Annotated in this window: 11 protein-coding genes; 7 read left to right on the top strand and 4 right to left on the bottom strand. The window is 66.8% G+C overall.

Going from position 1 to position 13,299, the window contains the following annotated elements; genetic code table 11:
• Positions 1-73: 73 nt before the first annotated feature.
• The 3 genes from ACVOJ1_RS14735 (at position 74) to ACVOJ1_RS14725 (ending at position 1,414) form a co-directional block, all read left to right on the top strand.
• Positions 74-454, top strand: a complete 381-nt coding sequence (locus ACVOJ1_RS14735; RefSeq protein ID WP_053518961.1) for a DUF6404 family protein — start codon at positions 74-76, stop codon at positions 452-454.
• A gap of 79 nt (positions 455-533) precedes the next feature.
• Positions 534-968 carry a DUF1801 domain-containing protein gene (locus tag ACVOJ1_RS14730; protein WP_053518995.1) on the top strand — a complete coding sequence of 145 codons (435 nt, stop codon included), beginning with the start codon at positions 534-536 and terminating at the stop codon, positions 966-968.
• 38 nt (positions 969-1,006) lie between these two features.
• Entirely contained in the window at positions 1,007-1,414 is a 408-nt protein-coding gene (locus ACVOJ1_RS14725; protein ID WP_053518959.1) for a DUF1801 domain-containing protein, read from the top strand.
• A gap of 19 nt (positions 1,415-1,433) precedes the next feature.
• Here the strand turns inward: ACVOJ1_RS14725 and ACVOJ1_RS14720 are convergent, their stop codons facing one another.
• A complete protein-coding gene (locus ACVOJ1_RS14720; protein WP_053518957.1) occupies positions 1,434-2,891 on the bottom strand; it encodes an MATE family efflux transporter in 1,458 nt (485 codons plus the stop codon).
• Between the two features lie 62 nt (positions 2,892-2,953).
• On the opposite strand from ACVOJ1_RS14720, the gene ACVOJ1_RS14715 reads away from it, so the two are divergent.
• Positions 2,954-3,190, top strand: a complete 237-nt coding sequence (locus tag ACVOJ1_RS14715) for a hypothetical protein (protein WP_053518955.1) — start codon at positions 2,954-2,956, stop codon at positions 3,188-3,190.
• A 9-nt stretch (positions 3,191-3,199) separates the two neighbouring features.
• The gene (locus tag ACVOJ1_RS14710) at positions 3,200-3,607 is read left to right on the top strand and encodes an RNA-binding S4 domain-containing protein (protein WP_053518953.1); all 408 of its coding nucleotides are present in this window, start codon (positions 3,200-3,202) and stop codon (positions 3,605-3,607) included.
• Between the two features lie 108 nt (positions 3,608-3,715).
• On the opposite strand, the gene katG is transcribed toward ACVOJ1_RS14710, so the two are convergent.
• The 3 genes from katG to mutS form a co-directional block, all read right to left on the bottom strand.
• On the bottom strand, positions 3,716-5,956 hold the full coding sequence (katG, locus tag ACVOJ1_RS14705; protein WP_283219447.1) for a catalase/peroxidase HPI: 2,241 nt from the start codon (positions 5,954-5,956) through the stop codon (positions 3,716-3,718).
• Between the two features lie 147 nt (positions 5,957-6,103).
• A complete protein-coding gene (locus tag ACVOJ1_RS14700) occupies positions 6,104-6,712 on the bottom strand; it encodes a DUF937 domain-containing protein (protein ID WP_346480578.1) in 609 nt (202 codons plus the stop codon).
• Between the two features lie 137 nt (positions 6,713-6,849).
• Positions 6,850-9,405, bottom strand: coding sequence for a DNA mismatch repair protein MutS (gene mutS / locus ACVOJ1_RS14695; RefSeq protein ID WP_253119072.1), 2,556 nt, complete (start codon positions 9,403-9,405; stop codon positions 6,850-6,852).
• A 294-nt stretch (positions 9,406-9,699) separates the two neighbouring features.
• Here mutS and ACVOJ1_RS14690 point away from each other — a divergent pair, with 294 nt between their 5' ends.
• Complete coding sequence (locus ACVOJ1_RS14690; RefSeq protein WP_346480577.1) at positions 9,700-10,275, top strand: DUF6624 domain-containing protein; 576 nt, start codon at positions 9,700-9,702, stop codon at positions 10,273-10,275.
• 191 nt (positions 10,276-10,466) lie between these two features.
• A complete protein-coding gene (locus ACVOJ1_RS14685; RefSeq protein ID WP_346480576.1) occupies positions 10,467-13,292 on the top strand; it encodes a M16 family metallopeptidase in 2,826 nt (941 codons plus the stop codon).
• Positions 13,293-13,299 lie beyond the last annotated feature (7 nt).

Genomic DNA, 13,299 nt, shown 5'->3' with positions numbered 1-13,299 from the left:
CCGGTTGTTGCCGCGACGGCCGCCTTCGGGCGGCCGTTTGCGTTTGTGCTCCTGCATCCGCTAGGTTCGTGCGATGAACAAGAACGACCTGCGCTATCCCGACCGCATCCGCGCGGCGCTTCGTCTGCTGGACGACAAGGGGCTGCCGCGCGCGCAGTCCGCACCGTTGCTGCATCGGACGCTGTGGCGGATGGGCGTCGCTGTGCCGCCGCCGATCCTGGCCGGTTTCCGCATCAACGCGCTGGTGCAGGGGCTGCTGTTCGGCCTGTTCTGGTGCGCCCTGATGTGGCTGCTGCTGTGGCAGGGCGGTGAGCGTCCACTCGGCCTGCTGCTGGGTGCCGGATTGCTGGCGGGCGGCCTGTTCGGTGTGGTGATGGCGCTCCTGATGCGCTCGCTTCAACGCCAACGACAGCTGCCCGAATGGCGCCAGTTCCTGGCCTCGCTGGCGGACTGAAGCGATGGCGCAGTGCGCCGTGACCGCAGGCTGCCGATGGCGCTAGTCTGCGGCTTCATTCCCATGCATGCGCCGTGCGATGCCTTCCAAGCGAGCCGCACCTTCCACTGCACCCAGGCTCCTGTCCGGGGGAAATCCGCAGATCGCCAAGGGCGAGGGTGATGCGCCGGTGCAGGCGTACATCGCCGCCATGCCGGACTGGAAGCAGCCCATCGGCGCACGCCTCGACGCACTGATCGGCCAAGCCGTGCCCGGCGTGCACAAGGCGGTGAAGTGGAACTCGCCGATGTACGCGGTGGCCGCCGATGCCGGCTGGTTCCTCAGCTTCCATTGCTTCGCCCGTTACATCAAGGTTGCGTTTTTCCGCGGTGCGGCCCTGCAACCGATGCCACCGGAGCCGTCCAGAAGCGCCGATACCCGCTACCTGCACATCACGCAGGAGGGCATGCTGGATGAAGCGCAGTTCCTCGAGTGGGTCCGCCAGGCCGCTGCATTGCCCGGCGAACGCATGTAAGCCCGCCATTCCGGACGTTCCGCCGACGAGAGCACACGATGACCACGCATGCACCGAACCCCGACGACGCCGGAACACCCGCGGCCGCACTGATCGATGCGCGCATCGCGGAACTGGGTGACTGGCGCGGTGAAACGCTGGCACGCGTTCGGGCGCTGATCCATGAAGCGCTGCCGGAGGTGCAGGAAACCTGGAAATGGCGGGGCACACCGGTATGGGAGCATCACGGCATCCTGTGCACCGGTGAGACCTACAAGCAGGCAGTGAAGCTGACCTTCGCCCAGGGGGCGGCCTTGCCGGACCCGAAGCGCCTGTTCAACGCCAGCCTGGAAGGCAACACGCGGCGCGCGATCGACATCCATGAAGGCACCATGCCCGATGCCACGGCGTTCAAGACCCTGATGCGCGCGGCGGCCAAGCACAACGCCGCGAAGAACAAGCGGTAGCGCCGGGCCATGCCCGGCGCTACCGGGTCACGGCATCCGGGTCCGCCACCGGTGACGGCGGGCAGGCGGGAATCTCCGACGGTGTGGCAATCGCCTCGGCCTTCGCGGGTGTGCTGATCATCTTCGCCTTGCGCCATCCCCCCCAGCGGTAGTACGCCAGCGACAGCAGCATCGACACCAGAGAACTGACAGGGAAACTCCACCAGATCGCATCTGCGCCCCAATAGGGCTGCAGCAGTTCGGCGAACGGAACGCGCACGCCCCACAGTGACGCGGCCAGGATCAGCAGCGGTGGAATCACCGCACCCGTCGAGCGCACCACGCCGGAAATCACGAAGCTCACGCCGAAGAACAGGAACGAGCCGACCACCACATGGTTGAGGTGGCGCGCGATCTGCAGCGACTCGCTGCCCTGCGGCAGGAACAGGGCCAGCGAGTACTGATCCAGCAGCACCAGCGGCAGGATCAACGCACCGGTCAGCAGGAAATTGAACAGCACGCCCTTGCGTGCGGTGCCGCGGACGCGATCCCACTGCTGGGCACCCACGTTCTGTGCGGCCATCGTCGAACAGGCCGCGCCGATCGCCATCGCCGGCATCTGCACGTAGTTCCACAATTGCAGCGAGGCGCCATAGGCCGCTGCAGTTTCGGTGCCGTACTGGTTGACCATGGTCATCAGCAGGATCACCGACAGCGAGATCAGCACCATCTGCAGGCCCATCGGCACGCCTTTGACCACCAGTGCCTTGAGGATGGTCAGGTCCAGCTTGAACAGGCGCATGTCGGCGCGACCCAGCCACAGCGTGTGGCGCTTGTGCCGCATGTACAGCAGCAGGCCGCCCAGCGAGAGGGTCTGCGACACCAGCGTGGCCCAGGCCGAGCCGGCGATGCCCAGCTCCGGGAACGGCCCCATGCCGAAGATCAGTACCGGATTCAATGCGATGTCCAGCACGACCGACAGCAGCAGGAAGCGGAACGGCGTACGCGAGTCACCGGCACCGCGCAGCGCGGCGCTGAGGAAGGCAAAGGCATACAACGTCGGCATTGCCAGGAAGATGATGCGCAGATAGGCCTCGGCCAGTGGCAGCGAGGCCGCCGGCGTGCCCATCGCCGCCAGCAGCGGATGGGCCATGAACCAGCCGGCGATGGCGATGATCGCCGACAGGCCGATGAAGAACGTGGCACTGGTGCCGACCACGCGCCGTGCCTGGGCGATATCCCGTGCACCGATGGCCTGGCCGATCAGGATGGTGGAGGCCATGCCGAAGCCGAACACCGAACCGATCAGGAAGAACATGATGTTGTTGGCGTTCGCGGTGGCAGTCAGTGCCGCTTCGCCGAGGAAGCGCCCGACCCATACCGCGTTCACCGAACCGTTCAGCGACTGCGCGATGTTGCCCGCCAGGATCGGCAGCGAGAACAGCAGGAGATTGCGGCCGATCGGGCCGGCGGTCAGGTCAAGCGGCGCTTTGGCCATGGGGTGGTGATCGAATCCCGGGAGGCGCACACTAGCACCAAGCCGGTTCGCGGGATGTGGCAATGCATCAACGACAGCAGGTGAGGTCGATGACGTTGGCCTTGATTGGCGGCCTGTTGGCCGCATGTTCGTCGGGAGACCGGCTGGGCGATACCCAGGTGCGGCCGACCGACCGCCCCGAATGTCTGGTCGGCAGCCAGCGCCAGGATCTCGCTGCCGGAGCACCGACCCTGATCGGGGGCAGCGGCTGCCGCACCGACCCCGACAATCCGCGCCCCCTGAACAAGCGAACGGAGTAGTACCTGCCGATGCCTGAGCTTTCCCCGCTGTCGCCCAGTGTCCGTCTGGACATCTGGTTGTGGGCGGCCCGTTTCTTCAAGACCCGCAGCCTGGCCAAGCAGGCCATCGAAACCGGCAAGGTCAGCGTGGCCGGTCAGCGGCCGAAGTCCTCGCGCGCGGTGCGCGTGGGTGAGCACCTGCAGGTCGATCGCGGCGAGGAGCATTTCGAGATCCAGGTGATGGGCCTGAGCGACCAGCGCGGGCCTGCCCCGGTCGCGCACCAGCTGTATGCCGAGAGCGAGGCCTCGAAGGCACGGCGCGCCGAGCAGCGCGCACTGCGCATCGCCGCGCGCGACGGCTTCCAGCCACCGGAGCACAAGCCGGACAAGCGCGCGCGGCGTCTGATCCGCGCGCTGGGCGACATCGACGCGCTGTAACGCGAACGCCCCCAAGGCAGCGCCGGGCCATGCCCGGCGAGCCCTTCAGTGGTAGCGCCGGGCCATGCCCGGTGGGCCTTCCGACAGCAGCGCCGGGCCTGCCAGTGATCAGCCGTGCAGGTCGTAGCGGTCCAGCTCCATCACCCGGGTCCACGCCGCGACGAAGTCCTGCACGAACTTCTTCTCGCCGTCTGCACTGCCATAGACCTCTGCCAGCGCACGCAGCACCGCATTGGATCCAAATACCAGATCAGCACGGGTGGCGGTCCAGCGTGCGGCGCCGTCGTTGCGGCTGCGGCCTTCGTAGGTTTCACGACCGGTGGCCTTCCACTGCGTGCCCATGTCCAGCAGGTTGACGAAGAAGTCGTTGCTGAGTGTCCCGGGCCGATCGGTGAAGACGCCGTGCGCGCTGCCATCGGCATTGGCACCCAGTACGCGCAGGCCACCGACCAGCACGGTCAGCTCCGGGGCGGTCAGCGTCAGCAGTTGCGCCCGGTCGATCAGCAGCGCTTCGCCCGGAACGCTGTAGGCGCCCTTGAGGTAGTTGCGGAACCCATCGGCCGCCGGTTCCAGCACCGCGAACGATTCCACGTCGGTCTGCTCCTGGCTGGCGTCGGTACGGCCCGGCGTGAACGGTACGCTGATGTTGTACCCACCGGCCTTGGCGGCCTGTTCGATGCCCACGCCACCGGCCAGCACGATCAGGTCGGCCAGCGACACCTGCCTTTCACTGCCGGCATTGAACCCGCTCTGCACCTTTTCCAGCGCGGCCAGCACCTTGGCCAGACGGGTGGGCTGGTTTACCGGCCAGTCCTTCTGCGGTGCCAGGCGGATGCGCGCACCATTGGCGCCGCCCCGCTTGTCCGAGCCACGGAAGGTGGAGGCCGATGCCCAGGCCGTGGAGACCAGTTCAGGGACGCTCAGGCCGCTTGCGGCGATCGCCTGCTTCAGGGTGGCCACGTCCCTGGCATCGATGAGCGGGTGCTTTGCGGCCGGCAGCGGATCCTGCCAGATGAACTCTTCGGCCGGCACTTCCGGCCCCAGATAGCGCGCGCGCGGCCCCATGTCGCGATGGGTCAGCTTGAACCAGGCGCGCGCGAACGCATCGGCAAACGCCTGCGGATCGGCCAGGAAGCGGCGCGAGATCTTTTCGTAGGCGGGATCCATGCGCAGCGACAGATCGGTGGTCAGCATGGTCGGGCGGTGCTTCTTCGAGGCGTCGTGCGCATCGGGAATGACCGCCTCGGCATCCTTGGCCACCCATTGATGCGCGCCGGCCGGACTCTTGGTCAGTTCCCATTCGTACTTGAACAGGTTCTCGAAGAAGTCATGGCTCCACTGCGCTGGAGTACGGGTCCAGGTGACTTCCAGGCCACTGGTGATGGTGTCGCCGCCCTTGCCGCTGCCGAAGCTGTTGGCCCAGCCCAGGCCCTGGCTCTCCAGATCGGCCGCTTCAGGCTCCTTGCCGACGTTGTCTGCCGGGCCGGCGCCATGGGTCTTGCCGAAGCTGTGCCCGCCGGCGATCAGCGCCACCGTTTCTTCATCGTCCATCGCCATGCGGCCGAACGTGTCACGGATGTCATGTGCAGCCAGTACCGGGTCAGGATTGCCGTCGGGGCCCTCGGGATTCACATAGATCAGGCCCATCTGCACTGCGGCCAGCGGGTTCTCCAGCTTGCGCGAATGCACGTCGCCATCGGCATCGTCATCGGACACCAGCACGCCGTGGGATTCCACCACGCCTTCGGAGCCGTGCTTGTAGCGCACGTCACCGCCCAGCCATGTGGTTTCGCGGCCCCAGTACACATCCTGATCCGGTTCCCAGGTATCGGGACGGCCACCGGCGAAGCCCAGTGTCTTGAAGCCCATCGACTCCAGCGCGACATTGCCGGTCAGGATAAGCAGGTCGGCCCAGGAGATGGCCTGGCCGTACTTCTGCTTGATCGGCCACAGCAGGCGTCGCGCCTTGTCCAGGCTGACGTTGTCCGGCCAGCTGTTGAGCGGAGCGAAGCGCTGCTGGCCGCGGCCGCCGCCACCGCGGCCATCACCGATGCGATAGGTGCCGGCGCTGTGCCACGCCATGCGGATGAACAGGCCGCCGTAGTGACCGAAATCGGCCGGCCACCAGTCCTGCGAGTCCGTCATCAGTGCTTTCAGGTCTGCCTTCAGCGCGGCATAGTCCAGGCTCTTGAACGCCGATGCGTAATCAAAGCCGGCATCGAGCGGGTTGGAGCGCGCGGAATGCTGGTTGAGCAGGTCCACGCGCAGCTGGTTCGGCCACCAGTCGCGGTTGGTCGTCGCGTCACCGACGACGGCATGGTTGAAGGGGCACTTCGCTTCGCTTTTCATGGGTCTCTACCTGTGGACTGGCGAAAGGTGGAATCGGGGGAGGCCCGACCCACATTAGGTGGCGCCTGTGGATCGGTAAATTCGATTGATTCAACCAATGCGATAGTGGCTGTCTATTAGGTCCGGGGCTTGTACGGGTGTGTGCGATCAGCGCTTGAGCAACCCCGAGCCGAGCTTCAGCAGGTCGCTGGCCCCGAACTGGCCGTCGCCGTCCTGATCGAGCACACCGCCCAGCATGCTGCCGATGCCGCCGGACTGCTGCGCCTCCTGGCCGAGGGCGCTGCTGAGTTCGCTGGCGTTGCCCTGCTGGGCGAAGCGCTGGGCCAGGAAGGACATGACGATGGGCGCAAGGATCGCCAGCAGCTTGCCGGAGGTGCCGCTGTCCAGGCCGGTCTTCTGGCCAAGCACCTGCGCGGCCTGCGGCTGCTGGCCACCGAAGATGTGGCCGAGGATGCCGGCCCCATCGGTGGCGCCGCTGCCGCCGCCACCCATCACTGCGGCGAGGATGCTGCCGAGGTCGAAGCCGCCACCCCCACCACTGCCCAGATGGTCACGCTGCAGCGCATTGAGCAGGGACTGCGCGCCCTGCGGCTCGCTGGCGTTCTGGCCCATTGCGCCCAGCAGCAGCGGCAAGGCGCTGCCCACCGCCTGGGTGGTCTGGCTGCTGTCCAGGCCGAGCTGCTGGGAAACCTGCTGCAGGCCCTGCCCCTGCTGCAGCTGCTGGAAGAGGGATGCGGCGAGGGATTCGGTGTTCATGGCGGTCTCCGTTCTGTGAAGGAAGGACCGCCCGAGCATAACGCCGCCTGCACGACGGAAATGCGAAGGCTGCCGGGCGCAGGCTCGCTCTGACCGGGGGCGGGAGGGGGGCCGGCGTTGCGCCGGTCCCATGCCGGTTACAGCAGTGACTTCAGCCGATACAGCGCTTCCAGCGCCTGTTTGGGCGTCAGTTCGTCCGGATCGATGGCGGCCAGCGCCTCCTGCGCCTTGCTGGACGGGGCATTGAACAGGCCGAACTGCTGCGGGGCATCCAGCGCCTGAGGGGCCAGCTCCGCCGCATGGCTCTCGCTGCCCCGTTGTTCCAGTTCGGCCAGGCGCCGCCGCGCCTGTGCCACGGTCGATCGAGGCAGGCCGGCCAGCGCGGCCACCTGCAGTCCGAAGCTGCGGTTGGCCGGGCCGTCCTTCACAGCGTGCATGAACACCAGCGCTTCGCCATGCTCGACCGCATCCAGGTGCACGTTGGCGATACCGCTGCGGCCGCCCTCGTACTGCTCGTCGGCCAGCGCGGTCAGCTCGAAATAGTGGGTGGCGAACAGTGTGTAGCAGCGGTTCTCGTAGGCGAGGTGGCGGGCCACCGCGTCGGCCAGGGCAAGGCCGTCATAGGTGGAGGTGCCGCGGCCGATCTCATCCATCAGCACCAGCGAATGTGGGCTGGCGTGATGCAGGATGTAGCTGGTCTCGGCCATTTCGACCATGAAGGTCGACTGCCCGCGGGCGAGATCGTCGCCGGCGCCGATGCGGGTCAGGATGCGGTCGATCGGGCCGATCACGGCGCGGCTGGCCGGTACGAAGGAGCCGATGTGGGCCAGAAGCACGATCAGTGCATTCTGCCGCATGTAGGTGGATTTACCGCCCATGTTCGGGCCGGTGATGACCAGCATCCGGCGGTCCGGGTGCAGGTCCAGATCGTTCGGCTCGAAGGGCTGCTCGCGCACGGCTTCCACGACAGGGTGACGGCCGCGCTCGATCTTCAGGCAGGGTGCCGTTTCCAGTTCCGGGCGCGACCAGTCCAGTGCCTGCGCGCGCTCGGCGAATGCGGCCAGCACATCCAGTTCGCTCAACGCGGCGGCACACTGCTTCAGCGGCTCCAGCTGTGCACCCAGCGTGTCCAGCAGCTGCTCATACAGGAACTTCTCGCGCGACAGCGAGCGGTCGCGCGCGGACAGTACCTTGTCCTCGAACGCCTTCAGTTCTTCGGTGATGTAGCGCTCGGCGTTGGTGAGGGTCTGGCGGCGCGTGTAGTGCACCGGTGCGCGGTCGGCCTGGCCCTTGCTGATCTCGATGTAATAGCCGTGCACACGGTTGTAGCCGACCTTCAGTGTGGCAATGCCGCTGCTTTCGCGCTCGCGCCGCTCAAGGTCGACCAGGAACTGGTCGGCGTTCGTGGACAGGCGTCGCAGCTCATCCAGCTCCTCGTCGAAGCCATCGGCCAGCACGCCGCCATCGCTGAGTTTCAGCGGCGGCATTTCAGCGATGGCACGCGCGAGCAGCTGCGCGCAGTCGTCATGCTCGCCCAGCGCGGCGTACAGCGCCTGCAGGCGTGGCGAGTCCAGTGGCGCCAGCACGTCGCGCACCGCAGGCAACAGGCCCAGGCCATCGCGCAGTGTCGAGAAATCGCGGGGGCGTGCCGAGCGCAGGGCGACGCGGGTGAGGATGCGCTCGAGGTCACCCAGGCGACGGAACTGTTCGCGGATGTCGCCATCGCTGCCGCGATCGATCAGCGTCGCTACCGCATGGTGGCGCTGTACCAGCACCTCGCGCAGGCGCAACGGGCGATGCAGCCAGCGACGCAGCAGGCGGCCGCCCATCGGCGTGACGGTGCTGTCGAGCACGCCCAGCAGGGTATTGCGGGTATCGCCGTCGACCCGCGTATCCAGCTCCAGGTGGCGGCGGGTCGCGGCGTTCATGGCGATCGCCTCGCCGGCGGTTTCCATCGCGATCGAGGTCAGGTGCGGCAGGCGCTGCTTCTGGGTTTCTTCGACATAGCCGAGCAGGGCGCCTGCGGCGGCCGTGGCGCGTGGCTTGTCGTCGATGCCGAAGCCGCTCAGGTCATGCAGCTTGAAGAAGGCCAGCAGCTGCCGACGACCGCTGTCCGCATCGAACAGCCATGGCGCGCGGCGACGCACACCGCTGCGCTGGCGCAGGAAGTCCGGCCAGTTCTCCTCGTCCGGCACCAGCAGCTCGGCCGGCTCCAGGCGCGCCAGCTCGGCTTCCAGCGCGTCGTCGGTGTCGACCTCGTTGACCAGGAAGCGGCCACCGGCGAGGTCGGCCCAGGCCAGGCCGTAGCCCTGCCGGGTGCGCGACAGGGCCATCAGCAGGGTGTCGCGGCGTTCGTCGAGCAGTGCTTCGTCGGTGACCGTACCGGGGGTGACGATGCGGACCACCTTGCGCTCGACCAGCCCCTTGGCCAGGGCCGGGTCGCCGATCTGCTCGCAGATCGCCACGGATTCGCCCAGCGCCACCAGCCGTGCCAGGTAGCCTTCGTAGGCATGCACGGGCACACCGGCCATCGGAATCGGGGCGCCGCCGGAACTGCCGCGCTGGGTCAGGGTGATGTCGAGCAGGCGTGCAGCCTTGCGTGCATCGTCGTAGAACAGCTCGTAGAAGTCGCCCATGCGGAAGAACAGCAGCAGATCCGGGTACTCGGACTTCGCTGCGAAGAACTGCTTCATGAGGGGCGTGTGCTCTGCACTGGCCTTCGATGCAGACGGTTTCGCTTTTGAATCAGTGGTTTGCAAGAGAGCTTCCTACCGGTTGTAGCGGTCGATCCGGGGCCACGCCGGCGGCAGTGACTCAAACAGGATCACATTGATGGCGCGACAGGCACACAGCGGATCGACCATGGATACGGTTGTTGCGACGCAGGCAGATGCCCGGCGCCGCCGACGCACCAAGTTTAAGCCGACCTACCGGCAAATCTGCCAACGGGGCATTATCGGCTGAGACATCACGCAGGAGATGGAGCTGTGACGCGGCGATTCGGTCCATTGTGGGTGATTGCAATCCTCTTCGCGCCCCTGGCTGCCAGCGGTGGGACGCCCACTGACCCCGAGCTGCGCGGTGAGCTCCTGCGGATGAAGGATGCCGATCAGGCGGTGCGGGACCTCCCGCTGACCACCGAGGGCGAGGAGAGGGTGCTCAGTGCCGTCGATGCGGTGCACACCGCTCGGCTGAAGGCGATCGTTGCGGCCCATGGCTGGCCGACCGTGGCGCAGGTGGGCCAGGACGGGGCGGACGCGGCCTGGCTGCTGGCCCAGCATGCCGACAAGGATCCGGCGTTCCAGCGCTCTGTTGCGGAAGCCATGGAGCCCTTGGTAGCGACGGGGCAGGTCAAAGCGTCCAATTACGCCTACCTCTGGGACCGCACCCACGACCCCCAGCGCTATGGAACGCAGGGGCGTTGTGCAGACCCGGGGCGTTGGGAGCCACGTGCGGTTGAAGCACCTGAGACGCTTGACGAGCGTCGCGCTCGAATGGGCCTGGCGCCCATGGCGGAGTATCAAGCGATGGTCTCCAGGCATTGCGAGCAGTTTGGGCGTTAAGATCGGATCCGCAATTGCGGCACTGCGCGCGGAGAGGCAGGGGTGAGGCCTGCTTTTCTGGAATGGACCTTGGCAGCCCCAGACAACTCCGGTGGGCCAACGTGGTGTTGCAAGGCTTGCGGATGGGCAACGACTTGGCGGGGGATGGACGCATGGGCGCTTTCGTAGGTGGTGCGAAGAGGCTGCTTTGGATGGTGCTGGCAGTTGGCGCTTTCACGGTGCCAGTGGCGGCGCGCGACATGGCAGCGGCGTCGCACGCTCCGGCTGCAGCTCCGCACGCGATGGACATCCCCTTCGAGCGCTTCACGCTCCCCAATGGGCTGCGTGTCATCGTGCACACCGACCGGAAGGCCCCCATCGTGGCAGTTCACCTGTGGTATCAGGTCGGATCCGGTGATGAGCCTGCCGGTCGCACGGGTTTTGCGCACCTCTTCGAGCATTTGATGTTCCGCGGCACCGAGCATTACCGCGACGCCTACTACGGCCCGCTGCAACGCGTCGGCGCCACCGACGTCAATGCCACGGTTACACCGGAGCGCACCAACTACATGCAGGTGGTTCCATCGACGGCGCTGGACCTGGCGCTCTGGATGGAGTCCGATCGCATGGGTCATCTGCTGGGTGCCATCGATCAGAAGGCGCTGGATACCGAACGGGGCATTGTCAAGAACGAGAAGCTGCAGCGGCGCGGCGTGCCTTACGGACTCGTATGGGAGCAGCTCTCCCGTTCAAGCTACCCGCCGGGGCACCCGTACCATCATTCGACCTTCGGATCCGCACGCGATCTGCAGGCGGCCACGCTTGCCGACGTCCAGGATTGGTTCCGGACCTGGTACGGCCCAAACAACGCGGTGCTGGTGCTGTCAGGCGATGTCGGCGTTGAAGAGGCCAGGAAGAAGGTCGAGTCCTATTTCGGGCATATCCCAGCGGCGCCCGACGTAACAAGGGATCCCGTGGACGTCGCCAAGCGGGCTTCCACCACCCGGGAAACGTTGTCCGATCAGGTCCCTCAAGCGCGCGTTCACCGCACATGGAACATCGCAGCTCGTGGGACGCCGGACTTTGATCAACTGCGGGTGTTGGCTCACATTCTGGGAGGAGGCAATGCCTCCCGGCTGGGCAAGCGCCTGGTGCACTCCGATCAACTTGCCACTGACGTCACGGCAGAGGCAGGGGGGCAGCTCGGATCGCGCTTCATGATCGTCGCCAACGTGCGCGACGGTGTCGACCCGTCGGCCGTGGAAACCGCCATCGAGGTGGAGCTTCAGCGTCTGCTGAAGGAAGGCCCCACCCTCGATGAGGTGCAACGTGCGCGGACCGCGATGCGGGCCGAGTTCGTGAAGAGCATCGAGCGTAACGGTGGGATGGACGGCAAGGCAGAAGTGCTCGCCGCCTGTGAGGTATTTGAAGGCGATGCAGGCTGTTATCGGCGGTCCGCTGACGTGGTGGCAGCAGCCGCGCCCGACCAGCTGGTTCGCGTCGCTCGCCGTTGGCTGGGGCAGGGGGATCACATCCTGACGGTCATTCCAGGTGCCCGCGCTGCGTTCGCTGAGGAGGCCGAGCCGGCTGACGCGGTGTCCCACGCGCAAAGCCCAGGCAAAAGCCATCGCGCTGCAGCACCGGGCGTGGATCGCAGCGCAGGGCCGCCGTTTCCTGAAAGCTATCCGGAGTTGAGATTCCCTGCGATCGAGCGGGCGGCGCTGTCGAACGGCACCCACGTGATACTGGCTCGACGGGAGGACGTCCCGCTTGTTCGCATGTCGTATCAGTTCCCGGTGGATCCCGCGGCAACTGCGGGTCTGGCAGACATGGCGTTCAGCATGCTGGCGGAGGGGGCAGGGGATTACGATGCCCTGGCGTTCGCGGCGCGCGCTGAATCGCTGGGGGCGGAGCTGGGTTCCAGTGTCGACGTGGGCAGCGGCGCGGTGACCCTGGTCGGTCTCAGAGACACGCTTGACGATTCGGTTGCGCTGTACGCGGACATGTTGCGCCGACCGCGTTTTGAGCCGGCAGCAATGGAGCGCATGCGTGTGGGCAGGCAGGGCGCCCTTCGAGAGGACGCGGCCAACCCGCAGCGCTTGGCCACGAGCCTTCTCCCTGCATTGCTGTTCGGGCTGGATCACCCTTACGCGCAAGCCTTCGGACGCGGCACCGTGGCCTCCGTGGAGGCTTTGCGCCGCGATGACCTCGTGGAGTTCCACCGCGCCTGGATCCGACCGGAGCGGGGCACGCTTGTCGTGGTCGGGGATACGACGCTCCAGGAGCTGATCCCGGTCCTTGAGAGGCATCTGGGCGACTGGCGCGGGTCGGGTGGGATCCCTGAGGTGCGCATCGACGACCGCCTGCCCGCGCAGGCGAGGCCACGGGTGTTTCTGGTCGACAGCCCTGGCGCTCTGCAGGCCACCCTGGTGGCCGGGCAGCTGGTCGCGCCGAGTTCAGACCCCCGGACGTTGGCCTTCGAGGTCGCCAATTCCGTCCTGGGCGGATCGCCAAGCGCGCGCCTCAACATGAATCTACGAGAGGCCAAGGGCTGGTCCTACGGCGTGATCTCCAGTGCGGTCAATGCCCCGATAGCGCGACCCTGGCGCGTGGTGGCGCCGGTGCAGTCCGACCGCGTGGCGGAGGCCATGGCGGAGATTCAGCGCGAGATTGCGGAGTACGCGTCCGGACCGGCGCCTGCCAGACAGGACGAGGTTGCACGCTTCCGGGACAGCCAGGTGCGGCGTCTGGCGGGCAGTTTCGAGACACGGGAGGCCGTCGCCTCGGAGATCGCAGACATCGTGCGGTTCGACCGGCCAGACGATTGGACCACACAGCGCAGCAGCGCTCTCCGACAACTCGATCTCAACGAGGTCCGGGCCGCTGCTGCCGCGCTGGATGCCGACAGGTTGACGTGGGTCGTGGTGGGTGACCTGTCCCGTGTCGAGGCACCCGTGCGCGCCATGGGCTTCGGGGAGGCAACAGTGGTTGACTCACAAGGACGTCGTATCGGCGGGCGGCCCGACGAGAAGCGCTGAGTCGCAC

The organism is Stenotrophomonas sp. STEN225 (assembly GCF_056756445.1).
The sequence above is the reverse complement of the archived record's forward strand: the minus strand, read 5'-3'. Positions and strand labels throughout refer to the sequence as shown.